Origin of the sequence: Neochlamydia sp. EPS4 (assembly GCF_000813665.1) — a bacterium.
GTDB lineage: Bacteria > Chlamydiota > Chlamydiia > Chlamydiales > Parachlamydiaceae > Neochlamydia.
The window spans coordinates 35,798-47,622 of the sequence record NZ_JSDQ01000077.1; the positions used below are offsets into that span (position 1 = coordinate 35,798).

The 11,825-nt window shown below is 37.6% G+C and carries 8 protein-coding genes; 1 reads left to right on the forward strand and 7 read right to left on the reverse strand.

What is annotated here, in order from left to right:
- Positions 1 to 186: 186 nt before the first annotated feature.
- From DB42_RS07965 to murG, 7 genes are all read right to left on the reverse strand, one after another.
- A complete protein-coding gene (locus tag DB42_RS07965) occupies positions 187 to 861 on the reverse strand; it encodes an HAD family phosphatase (RefSeq protein ID WP_052436077.1) in 675 nt (224 codons plus the stop codon).
- Positions 824 to 2,545 carry a hypothetical protein gene (locus tag DB42_RS07970; protein WP_044882508.1) on the reverse strand — a complete coding sequence of 574 codons (1,722 nt, stop codon included), beginning with the start codon at positions 2,543 to 2,545 and terminating at the stop codon, positions 824 to 826. Before DB42_RS07970 ends, DB42_RS07965 begins: the two co-directional genes overlap by 38 nt.
- Positions 2,546 to 2,640: 95 nt before the next feature.
- The gene (miaA, locus tag DB42_RS07975; protein ID WP_238579015.1) at positions 2,641 to 3,672 is read right to left on the reverse strand and encodes a tRNA (adenosine(37)-N6)-dimethylallyltransferase MiaA; all 1,032 of its coding nucleotides are present in this window, start codon (positions 3,670 to 3,672) and stop codon (positions 2,641 to 2,643) included.
- Between the two features lie 878 nt (positions 3,673 to 4,550).
- On the reverse strand, positions 4,551 to 4,781 hold the full coding sequence (locus tag DB42_RS07980) for a KH domain-containing protein (protein WP_039384138.1): 231 nt from the start codon (positions 4,779 to 4,781) through the stop codon (positions 4,551 to 4,553).
- A gap of 264 nt (positions 4,782 to 5,045) precedes the next feature.
- Positions 5,046 to 5,948, reverse strand: a complete 903-nt coding sequence (locus DB42_RS07985) for a cell division protein FtsQ/DivIB (protein WP_044882509.1) — start codon at positions 5,946 to 5,948, stop codon at positions 5,046 to 5,048.
- A 202-nt stretch (positions 5,949 to 6,150) separates the two neighbouring features.
- Positions 6,151 to 8,577 carry a UDP-N-acetylmuramate--L-alanine ligase gene (gene murC / locus DB42_RS07990; protein ID WP_044882510.1) on the reverse strand — a complete coding sequence of 809 codons (2,427 nt, stop codon included), beginning with the start codon at positions 8,575 to 8,577 and terminating at the stop codon, positions 6,151 to 6,153.
- Entirely contained in the window at positions 8,574 to 9,677 is a 1,104-nt protein-coding gene (gene murG / locus DB42_RS07995; protein ID WP_044882511.1) for an undecaprenyldiphospho-muramoylpentapeptide beta-N-acetylglucosaminyltransferase, read from the reverse strand. The genes murC and murG overlap by 4 nt, the downstream gene beginning before the upstream one ends.
- 476 nt (positions 9,678 to 10,153) lie before the next feature.
- Here murG and DB42_RS08000 point away from each other — a divergent pair.
- Positions 10,154 to 11,825 (forward strand): DUF294 nucleotidyltransferase-like domain-containing protein (locus tag DB42_RS08000; protein ID WP_044882512.1); only part of this gene is annotated, 1,672 nt, incomplete at its 3' end.

The window sequence follows — 11,825 nt, forward strand, 5'->3', positions numbered from 1 at the left end:
TTTTCCTTACTCTTATCAGGCCAATCGTTGTATTCTTACATTAAAAAAGATAATGATAGGCTTTTGAGCTGCTCTTTATGCAATCGCCTGCTATATAAAAACCCCTTCTTAAGTAGTAGCTTTTAGAGGGTTGGGTATGGAAGCTTATTTTTTTTTAAAGCGTATGATAAGGTGAACAAACGTTAGTTAAATAATTGGCCATTGATTTTGACGACACATAGCCTTTAAGCGTCGGTCTGGGTTGACGCCCACGGGATTTCCAACTGCGTAAAGAAGGGGTAAATCTAAATAGCTATCGGTATAAGCTGTCACATTAGCTTTAACGATTTGCAATTCTTTTAAGAGCAGCTTGAGAGCTTGAGCTTTTTGAGGACCTTCCATTACCTGGGTAATATGAGTAAAATCGCCCTGTTCGTTTTTTTGATAAATCGTAGAACTCCATCTATCAACGCCTAGCCTCAACGCCACTTTTTCCACTAAAAAATTTGGTGAACTAGAAAATATGGCAGTATATGATCCTTCATTTTTAGCTTCTAATAGTTTTGAAAAGACGGGATGATAGATAAGCTTCTCCAGTTGCTGTGACAAAAATTTGGTGGCATGCTCATTAACAAGGGCTACGGAAAGGCCATAAAAAAAGCATTGAAAAGTAGATTCATGCAAGCTTTTTAGACTAATGAGTCCAAGCTTAAACCTTAAATATAGGGAAGATAAGCGGATCATTCGGTAAAAAGAAAGGACCTTTTTACGAAAAAGATAGATGCCAAAAGAGAGACTGCAATTTTTGCGAAGAAGTGTATGGTCGAGATCAAAAACAACTAAGCTATTTTTTCTTTTGGAATTGTACAATTTTGTTTTCAATTTCCTGAATGCCTTGGTTGATTTTTTCTAAGCGCTCTTTTTCAGACTTTATCAACTCGTTATTATTCATGGCTTTCTCAAAATCTAAACCTGAAACTCCTCCAGCTTTGCGCAGAGACTCTAGCTGTACTTTTATTGCTTGTCTACGTTCTTTTCTTTGTTTTAGAACCTCGCGAAGTTGCTCAATAGATTGACGATCATCCTCGGACAATGAAAGTAAAGCTTGTTCTTCTTTATCTGAAAGAACATCGGTGATTAAGCTACGTAAAGATTTATAAAGGCGCTCTACCTCTTGCTTTTCAAATTTATTAAAAGAAGAATTCTGTATTTTCTGAGCAAGCTCATCTCTAGCTGCTGCTAGCTCTTGAGCTTCTAAAGAACGAGCATTATTGCCAAGCTGTTCGATTTCATTTTTTACTTCTTCTATTTTAGCTTTACGTTGCCTTTCTTTTTCTTGCTCATGTTGAAGGCGCACTTGCTCGTGTGCTTTCTGTTTTTCTAAAATTTGATCTTTTACGCCAAACATTTCGCTTCTTAGAGCTTTGATTTCATCTCTTCCCAGTTCAACATTTCTCATGAACTTAGAAATCTCATCTAAATGCTTATAAGCTTGATCATCCGATAATTCAGAAGACTCATATTGCTTTTTAAGCTCATGTATTTTGGCTTGGACCAGATAAAAATTTTGCTTAAAAGTAGCTTTTAGCTGGGCGCGTTCTTTTTTGCGTTCTTTTTCGGCTAATTTGATTTTATCCCAACATTCGCTAAGACGCATTCTCGTCTGGGTAAAGGCATGTGTGTTAAGGGTTAAAACCTTAGCAATTCCTTGCAGGTCTTTAATTTCTTCTCTTAATGCAAACAAAGAATCATCAAAGTTACCTTTAAAGCTATCTTCAATAAATGCTTCCACATCATCGCTAAATGTTTGGCTTACCTCTTTGATAAGCTCTTTCCTTAAAGGAAAAACTTGATCGCCTATTTCAGAGAGCCTTTGGAAAAACTTATTTTTTTGTCTTACACGCATGTCCGTTTTAATAAGTTCTTTGCGTAAAGCATTCACGCGAGAAGCTTGCACATTAAGCAAATTAAGTCTTTTTTGAGTGTCTTGATAAAATAGCGCTTTTACAGAAAGCCTTGTGGGGATAGGACCTAAGTCGGGATTGGCAATTTTAGTCACTTGCTCTTCAAACAGCTTTATATCGTTTTCTAAAGCTACGATTGCTATTTCAATTTGTTCGGCTGCAAAAGAGCTTTGTTCATCCAACATCTCTTTTAGACGGCGGGCTTCTTTGGAAAGCTCGCTATATTTTGTCCACAACTGGGTACGTACAAGGGGAGAGAGGTTTTCTTTAAAGAGTTGCAAGCAAATATTGCGCACTTCCCAAAAGGCTTTAAAATGAGGGGCCCCGCTTTGTGCTAAAGAGCTTTCCATAAAATCTAAAGCATATTTAACCTTTGCGTCTACTTGAAGTAAATTTTCCATCTCTTGCATAAACTCATCGAGATGGGGATTATGCTTTTTTTCTACCACAGGCTCTTCACTAATTTCTTGCTCTGCCCCTTCTAAAGAAGGGGTTGGTAGGCATAGTTCTTCGCCTTCTGGATTAACCGAGGATAGGAATTTCTCATCTTGATGAGGTGTCGTTTCTTGTATATTTTGATTTTTACTTTCTAAGTCGCTCATGGAAATTCTTAAAGATATATGTTTAATGGAATTTTAGAGCAAAATCATAGCTGATTTACCCTTTTCGGTAAAGCTCTTTAAAAAAACAATAATAATTAGCAGCTTTCGAAATCTTTAGAAATAAGGTCAGCAATCATTTTCGTATCATAAAGATCCATATCAATCCAGTTAAACAAAGGTTCTTTGCCAAACCAGGTATGCTGACGTTTGGCATAGTTTCTAGAAGCTCGTTTAAAGGTCTCGACAAACTGAAGATAATCCTCGGGCCTTTTAGCGGTTGCTAAATAAGCAATCGCTTGCTTATAGCCTATCGCTTGGGCTGCAGAGGAGTTAGCTAAAAGACCTTTTTTTAACAAATCTTGCACTTCTTCCAGCAAGCCACCTTCAATCATTTGCTCGCAACGGTTTTCAATACGATGATATAAATGAGGCCTAGGCCGAAATAAAAACCAGCAACGAAAGTCATAATTTTGAAGCTTATGACGCCCCTTCCACGATAACTTGCTAACTTTTTCTCCAGTTAAAGTAATGATTTCCAAAGCACGCACAATCTTTTGCTTATCATTTTTTGTAATCCCACTGGCGTAATGCAGGTCTAGCTGTTGAAGGCGAGCATACAAGGCATCGGGACCTAATCTATCATAATCTTCTTCTAAAGCTTGTCTAATTTCAGGAATAGAGGGAGGCCCTAGTGGAGGACCATAGAGCAAAGAATGAATATAAAAGCCCGCACCGCCTACTACAATAGGTACTTTGTCTCTATTGTGGATGCGCTGAAAAGCTTGACGTGCTTCATAGCAAAAATCTACTACATTGAAAGAGTCTGTCAAATGACAAATATCAATAAGGTGATGAGAAATCTGCTGCCGCTCTTCAATGGTAGGCTTAGCTGTGCCAATATCCATTCCTTTGTAGACTTGCATGGAGTCCGCTGAAACGATTTCTCCCTGGATCTTTCTTGCCAGTTGGAGAGCGAAATGAGACTTGCCGCAGCCAGTAGGACCGGCAATGATGATTACGCGCTTTTTATTTTGAGGAAGAGCAGTAGGGAGCTGCTTCTGAGCTTCAATAGCAAAATTTATAAAAATCTGTTCTATTTCTTCTTTTTCTAATGTTCCACAGGCCACTATCAAACACCTAAACTTGGTCAAAGCATTGTTTTCATTGTTATTTAGATTTAACCCTTTTATCCAAAGCGTTAATTTTTAAACTATCTTTTAAATGGTAAAATTAAGCATATAAAAACACCTTTTAAATAATTTCTTCCTCTGGTAATAGAAGCTAAAAAGCTCTCATAGTGTGCGGAGAAGATAGCTGACCACTTCAAAGTCTCGCCATCTTGCTTATTATTTAATTAAAATTTTCTTATTTTCCCTAAGAAGTACTCACGCAGTACTTACGGCTCTCTTCAATTTTATACCTACCTATGTGAGTTATTTTCCAGCTTAAATTCACTCATCCATTCATCTTAAAAAACGTCAAAAGCTTTCTAAAATACAGTTTCTAGTCTTTTAAGATCATCATGCTTTTTTTATATAAGCAAAGGCTGAAGGGTCTAAATGATCTATACACCTTTCTTCTAGCTTCTTTTAGAACGATACCATCAACCGCAGGCACTTTACTTCCTTGCTAGCATAGCGGATTCAAGCGTTGAAGCCATAAGAACATCTGTTACAAGCCTGTTATCTGATATGCAATGAGACTTAATTAAGGAGTAAAGGTTAAAAGATTAAAAAGGAATCGCTTTATTTGAAGCTTGCATATGAAGCCTAAGCTTGGATCATTTTTTTAGATGTCCTTCATTGCAATGATCTTATACCGTTCAAAGAAACTACGTCTATAGAGTCTAAAGAAGGAAACACCTTTCTGAGGGCTCTTTTCCACTAAAAAGAGAATCTTATTAGGTTACGATCACATAAAAAGCTGCTTGAAAGCGTATGATTAAAAAAAAAGATTAAGTACGAGAAAAAGCAATATTTTCTAAATATTTAATCCTTAATAAAAATTACTCAATAATTTCAACCCTAACGCGACGTCCAAGCCGAGCACAAATCATCATGGATATAGTACGTAAGGCTTTAATAGTATTTCCTTTCCTTCCTACAACTTTACCAATATCGTGAGGATTAACCCTCACTTCCACAATCATTCCTCGTTCCCCTTCATAGCAATTAACGTTGACATCATTAGGGGCGTCTACTAAATTTTTTACAATATATTCAACAAATTCTTTCATAGCTCTACAAATGTTTTTTATAGTTTTACAAGCTAGCATTTTTAGCATCAGAAAGAATTTAACTCAAGAAGTATCCAATTAAAGCGCTTATTCTACTCGTCAAAACGTGACGATAAAATAAATCTAAAACGTTGCCTTTTTCCCTTAATCAAAAATCGACCAAGTAATTTTTTTTAATCCTACACTATTTTCTCCTAGAATTTTGTCGGTTGGCATAATAGAGCAATTTAACTTTTGAGCTCTCAATTACTTCTTCAGCAGTAATTAAAGAGCAGGGCTTTTTATGTAGGCGAGCGCGGGGATACGTAAATCTACAACTAGAGGTTTAAATTTTAATAATTTTTCTGCCTCCCCTCCTTCTGCATCTTCCACATGATATTTTAATAACGGGCGTAGTTGCAGATAATTGGCTAATTCTTGTCGATAATTGTCTACACTCAACCGCAATATATGCGGGGCTATCCCTTTGACAAGCTTTCCTGCCTGATCTGTTTTTTCCACCTGTTCATCAAGGATAGCCACAATTTGTCTTTTACCTTTGCTATCTGCAAAAGCCTGGGAGACATCAACACGAGATAGATAAGAATATTCCGAGCAACAATGGGTTGAAAGCAGATCAATTAGATAAAGGGCAAGCTTGCATTTAATTTCTTGGAGAGGTTTTCCCCAACTCAAAGGTGAAGCATCTGTTATTCCTAGGTATATTTCTGGTAGCTTTTTAGGAGTAAAAAAAGGCTTAAAGGGAAAAGTCACACCCTCACGATCAATCACAGTGTTATGATAATCTAACAGATAAGCAAAAGGCTTTCTTAACTCGTAATCCACATAAATAGTCCCTGGAAGAATTTTTTTTACATAGGCATGGGTAATCAAAGGAGAATTTAAAAGTTTTTGCTGAGCTGCTTGGGTATTAAAGCGAAAGATATTGGTTGGCTGATCAATCGATAGATTAAGAAGCTCTGCAAGATAAGCTGTTTTCAGAGGCTCTTTATCAGGAGTCGTTTGCGCAATAGCTACAATGTTATACTGCGAATTATATAAGCGCTGTCTTTTTATATATTTATAATAAATTAAACCCCCAGAAGCAGTTCCGGAGATGGCTAGAGTAAAAAGCATAATCCATAAGCAAGCTGTACGTATGGAAAGCTTCTCTTGTTTTTTTCTCATAAGGGTTTTTAACCTAAAGGAATGAAGAGGGTAGAAGCGTTCTGGTGGTGAGATTACACCCTCTTTTGACAAACATAAAATTCAGGACTATTTTTGCTAGCTCCTCGCTCAGCTAGATCATATCATTTTTTCTCACTTCCTGCAAAGATGCTCTTGCATAAGTAATTAAATGAAAAGATGTAATTAGGTATCCCTAAAAGCTTTAACGCTGCCTACATAAAATAGCATCTCTTCGTTTTCGTTCAAGCGCGAGTATAATTAAGCGATTGAATAGCTCCTCTCCCCCCACTCCATTTAGCTGGCATATCATAGGATAAAGACTAAGGGAAGTAAATCCTGGGATAGGGTTAATTTCGTTTAGCCAAAATTTTTCATTAGCATCAAGAAAAAAATCTACGCGTGCCATTCCTGTCCCTCCAACTGCTTGGTAAGCAGCTGAAGCTAGCTCTATCCCCTCTCTATTTTTTTCGGGTGATAAAAAAGCTTGAGGAATGGTTTTCATACTATTTGCCCCATATTTAGATTCAAAATCGTAAACATGGCCTTGAGAAAGCACTTCACCAGGAGGGAACACTTCTGCATTTTCGTTACCTAAAACTGCAAATTCTATTTCCCTAAAATCTGTAAGCCCTTCCTCTACTATTAATTTAAAGTCATATTGAAAAGCTTCCTGGATAGCAGAATATAAGCTATCAGCATGCGTGACTTTTTGTACGCCGATCGTTGATCCTAAATGCACAGGCTTTATAAAAAGCGGAAAATTTAATTTATTTTGAATCGACTGAATAATTGAGGTACTATCTGTTTTCCACTTTTTATAGGTGATTTCTACAAAAGGCAAGGTAGTTATCTGATGAGCTTGCATAAGATGTTTGGTATGAGCTTTGTCCATAGCGATAGCCGCATAGACATGATCAGGGCCTATATAAGCTTTATCGAGAATTTCAAAAAAACCCTGAATTGTCCCATCTTCTCCATAAGGGCCATGAAAGACAGGCACAAATAAATCGCAATCCATTAATTGGCTAAAAACGCTTGCATCTATACAGGGGGCAGTTTTTACAGCTGCTAGCTCCTGCATGCGCTCTTTAAGAGCCTGCATGTTATTATCTTCTGCAAGCCACTGTCCCTGCTTAGTGACACCAAAATACTGAATCTCATAAAGCTCTGGGGAAACGTATTTGCAAATATGGCTAGCCGATAAGAATGTGATCTCATGCTCTGCTGAGCGCCCTCCAAAAACTATTCCTAATTTAAGCTTACGTGGGGCTTGTTGCTCGAATAGGTCAAGCAACTCGTGAGAAAGCTTAGTAATATCGCCTGCTCCCATAGAAACAACAATATCATGGGGATGAACAAAATCAAAAAGTAGAGGGGCTAGATTTTGCCGCTGCACCGAATGAATTTTTTTTATTCCTTTAGCCTCTACTTCCTTAATAATTTCTGTCGAGGAAACACCCTCTATAGGTGTTTCACCTGCAGCATATATCTCAGTGATAAATATCTCATCCGCTTCATCAAAAACATCTTTGTATAACCCCAAGCAATCTTGAGTACGGGTATAACGATGCGGTTGGAATACAGCAATCAGGCGCCGTCCCCCTGCAGCTTGGCGTATACCTTCTAGGGTGGCTTTTATCTCTGTCGGATGGTGAGCATAGTCATCAAGCACTAAAATATGATGCTTCTCGCCCTTTTTTTCGCAGCGACGCTTAATACCACCGAATGAAAGAAAAGCTGTACGGATTCTATTTTCTGCAATTCCTAAGCTTAAAGCTAATCCTAGCACAGCCGCAGCATTAAGAGCATTATGACGTCCCACCATAGGCAACTGAATAGACGAACAATGACAATCCTTAAAATCCACATCAAAAGAGATGCTCCATCCTTTTTGAGAAAAGTTACTAATTTGTAGCTCACAATGGCTTCCAAATCCATAACTAACGCCCTTAGGCTTTAAAGCTAGAAGCTGTTTATCGTCCCCACACCAAAAAAGATGCTCCGATGTTTCCACTTTGCTTAAAAATTGGCTAAAAGCCTTAATTAAGTTCTCCATCTTGCCAAAGTAATTAAGATGATCGGCATCAATATTAGTGATAATGCCTCCATAAGAATGATACTTAAGAAAGGTGCCATCGCTTTCATCAGCTTCGGCTATAAAATACTTCCCTTCCCCATGCCCAGCATTTGAATTAAAAGAAGAGAGCATTCCTCCCACCGCATAGGAAGGATCCAAGCCTGCTTGCATGATTACCCATGCTAAAAGAGCTGAGGTTGTAGTTTTACCATGCGTTCCAGCAACAGTTAAAGCTTTCTGCTCCTGCATTAAGTATAAAAGTAGGTCAGAACGATGAAGCATTAAGCACCCCTGCTGTAAAGCAGCATAATATTCTGGATTATCAGCCTTAATATCTGAGCTATAGATGACAGCGGCATGAGCAGGAACTTGATGGGCCGCATGGCCGATAGATATTTTAGCTCCATTTTTCGACAATTCTTCCGTTACATAGTTGGCTTGCATGTCGCTGCCTGTTACAACCATCTTCTTTTTTAAAAGAATACGTGCTAAACCGCTCATGCCGATACCACCAATGCCAATAAAATGAAAGTGCTTTACCTCTGAAATCATAGGTGGAGCGCCTCCAAAATAAGCGTATAAAACTCTTTAGGCCGGTGGTCGATCTTGTAATTTTGCATCGCTTGGCTCATCTTTTTCCTTTTTTCGAGGTTAAGAGATTCTATTTCACCCGCTAAATGAAAAGCATTTAATTCCTTTTCTTGGCACCTTAAAGCTCCCCCTACTTTTTCTACTAGAAAAGCCGCATTTTTTTCCTGATGGTTATCGGTAGCATAAGGATAAGGAATTAATATCCCAGGCACTTCAAATTCCATCTGCTCAGCAATGCTACCTGCTCCTGCACGAGTAATGGAGATATCTGCCGCCTGCCATGCTAGCTCCATATGGGTCTCAAAAGGTTTGACACAAGCCTTAATGCCTGCTTTTTGATATTCTTCTCTTAAAAATTGAGAAGTAGAAGCATCGCCTGTTAAATGAATAATCTGCCATTGCTCTTTAGCATGCTTTAAGTGCTGAATCAAAGCTTTGCTAACCAAATTATTCAGATTTAAAGCGCCTTGTGAGCCTCCAAAAGCTAAAATAGTATCTCGCTCTTTCTCTAACCCAAAAAATTCACGTGCCTTAGAGAAAGAACTGCCTTCCTTATAATATTCAAGACGTAATGGCATGCCAACTTCATAGGTTTTCCCCACTAAAAGACTTGCCGTATCAGGAAAATGGATGCCTACAAAGGAAGCATACCTTGCCAAACACCGATTAACTTTTCCGGGAACACTATTAGCTTCATGAAGGATGAAAGGGATTTCTTTAGCTTTTGCAGCTAGAAGCATAGGTAAGGTATAATAGCTCCCAAATCCTACTACCATATCAGGACGGTATTCATTAATGATTTTGCAGCTTTGCTTTATACCCTTTAAAATCTTGTAAGAAGCTTTTAAAGTTTCCCAAGGAGATTTATTTATAAAAGTAGCACACGAGATCGCCTGGTAGCGGAAGAGATCTTTATCAAAATAGGGGTTAATATCAAGATTTCCGCCTACATACAAAAGTTCAAGAGAGCCATCTGCTGCCATAAGCTGCTTGCCTAAAGCAATAGCAGGATAAATATGGCCTCCCGTACCCCCTGCAGTAATAATAATTCTTTTACCCATCTTCCGCTCCTGCCATTAAAGGTGTCTACTATTACAAAACTGGGATTTCTAATTCCAGCGAATGATAAGAAATCTGTTCCAAGGAAGAAGAATGACTTTAAATAGACAAAAATAGAGGCGTTTTCATCTGTATGTTAACCGCTCAGTAATAAACTATATTTTAAAGCAATAAACATATTTTTTTTGTAGGCAAAGAATGACTAAACATTCTCTTACTTCCCTTAAATTAAAAAAATTCAATGAAAAGCAAGATTGCAAAAGATTTATGCCAAGAAATAAATCATTTATACTAAATAGCATCTGCTTAAAAATTATGCCAAAAAATTATAATAGTTGCTTTTTTAAGTTTATTTTTATATGAAAGGTAAAATTATTTTTTACAACCCTCTTGAAAATATATGGAATGGATGTAAAAGGTCATAACTAGCTCTTCCTACGCATTGAAATACAAGCCAACTTAAAAGAAGGATAAACAAATGAATGTAGAGAACGTACACAAGTCTACCCTCTTATCCATTGAAAACACCCCCATTCCTATAGCAAAGAAAAACACTTTTGACCCTTCTAGTCCCTTGGCTACTCTACCTTTAAAAATTTTCAGAAAAATTTTTATTTCTTTCAGCAGTTTAACTGAAGACGAATTAAGAAAAATCCTTGATGCAAGGAGCTGTGCCCGTGTGTTTAAACAACACATGCCTAATAATGTCAAATTTTTGCAGCTTTATCAGCCTAAGAAACTACAATCCTATCTTGACAAGCTTTCAAATTATTTAGATAAAAATCTTTTTTTGATTGATGGTAGTCATAATTTTTTATCGGCAGATAGACTGGAAGAGAACTACACCCACGCTTTAAAACTTGCTATTCATAAAGAAGATCCCGTTCAAACAAGATTATGTATAGAAAAACTAGGCGATATCTATTTAATAAAAGGAACGCAGCAAGCGCTCCTTCAAGCCGCAGGGCTTTATAATTATGCCTTACATGATTCATCTTTAGACAAGAAGAAAAGTATTAAAGAAAAGCTATCAAAAGTCGAAATTTTACTCAGTAAGGCTTGCCAAGGAAAAGCTTTAGAATTGTCCTTAATAGAAGAGCAATTTGAAAGCAATCGCGGAGAATTAAAAAAGTTTAGGCAGGGAATAGAAGAGAAAATTCAAGCTCTCGGCTCAGATCCTTCCTCAGAAGAAGTCAGAGAGCTTTACAGTAAGATTGCCTGGGAGATAAAAGCTTTCTTTAAGAGTCTTGTGGGTCAAGCTCAAGGAGTTTTAGGAGCTGCGCCCTGTGAATTTGCAATGATAGGGTTTGGCTCTTTAGCGAGGGAAGAGATGACCCCCTACTCAGATTTAGAGTTTGGCATTCTTATACAAGAAAATACTTTTGCAAATAAAGATTATTTCAAGCGTCTAACAAATCTTCTTCACTTAAAAGTGATTAACTTAGGCGAAACGATTCTACCTGCTTTAAATATTTCCTGCATAAAAGAGGCTAATTTTTTCGATAGCGTTACTCCTAGAGGTCTTGCCTTTGATGGCGAAGGAGTACAAGGTAAAGGCTGTAAAACCCCTTTTGGCAATCGCCAAACATTTGAGCTTATCCAAACTCCTGAAAAAATGGCACAATACATTTCTAAAAACAAAAAAGGCCAATGGTGGCATGAAAAAGAGCCTCATCTTCCTATGGAATTACTAAGCTTTACTCCTTTGTTAGGAAGTGAGGAGCTAACTAAGCAATATAGGAAAAATGTCCAGGACGAGCTTGAGAAGCCTTGCCAAGAAAGCCTTGCTCTGCGTCAGTATTTAGCCAAGCAGCATCTTGTGCTAGCTGATATGGAAGCTTTTAGTCCAGAAATGGGTGATTTAGACAGGGAGGGCATGCTTTTTAAGGTTAAAAATGATTTTTATCGTTTTCCTCACCTGGCTTTAGATAGATTAGCTCTTCTCAAAAAAGTAATGGCTTCCGATACTTTCACTAGGATTGAGCAGCTAAACAAGCTAGGAATTATAACGGCTGGCGCCGCTAACAAGTTAAAGGATTGGATGAGTATAGCATTATTTATGCGTCTTAAGACTTATTCTCATTATCAAGCTCAAAAAGAGATGATGAACCCTTTGATTAAGCCTTTTGGATTTGATGATTCAGCCCTTA

What these genes read in the sequence shown, in the direction of transcription:
- murC (WP_044882510.1), bottom strand. Translation starts at nt 8,577, where the DNA reads ATGATTTCAGAGGTAAAGCACTTTCATTTTATTGGCATTGGTGGTATC.
- DB42_RS07980 (WP_039384138.1), bottom strand. Translation starts at nt 4,781, where the DNA reads ATGAAAGAATTTGTTGAATATATTGTAAAAAATTTAGTAGACGCCCCT.
- murG (WP_044882511.1), bottom strand. Translation starts at nt 9,677, where the DNA reads ATGGGTAAAAGAATTATTATTACTGCAGGGGGTACGGGAGGCCATATT.
- DB42_RS07970 (WP_044882508.1), bottom strand. Translation starts at nt 2,545, where the DNA reads ATGAGCGACTTAGAAAGTAAAAATCAAAATATACAAGAAACGACACCT.
- DB42_RS07985 (WP_044882509.1), bottom strand. Translation starts at nt 5,948, where the DNA reads ATGAGAAAAAAACAAGAGAAGCTTTCCATACGTACAGCTTGCTTATGG.